The following is a 254-nucleotide window of genomic DNA, read 5'->3' on the forward strand; positions in this document are numbered from 1 at the left end:
TGTACGACGGCGTGCTGGCCACCGAGGGCGAGCGGATCCCCCTGCGGATCGGCTTCCGCACGGTCGTACTCGAGGACGGCCTGATCAAGGTCAACGGCACGCCGCTCCTCTTCAAGGGCGTCAACCGGCACGAGTGGCACCCCGAGCGCGGCCGTGCCCTGGACCTGGAGACGATGCGCGAGGACGTGCTGCTGATGAAGCGGCACAACATCAACGCTGTGCGCACCTCCCACTACCCGCCGCACCCGGCCTTT

The 254-nt window shown here is 68.1% G+C and carries 1 protein-coding gene; it reads left to right on the top strand.

Going from position 1 to position 254, the window contains the following annotated elements:
• A partial coding sequence (locus OP79_RS49410) for a glycoside hydrolase family 2 TIM barrel-domain containing protein (RefSeq protein ID WP_033329976.1) occupies window positions 1-254 on the top strand: 254 nt, incomplete at both ends.

It is taken from the genome of Streptomyces yerevanensis, from assembly GCF_000716805.1.
In the GTDB taxonomy this organism is placed as follows: Bacteria; Actinomycetota; Actinomycetes; order Streptomycetales; family Streptomycetaceae; genus Streptomyces; species Streptomyces flaveus.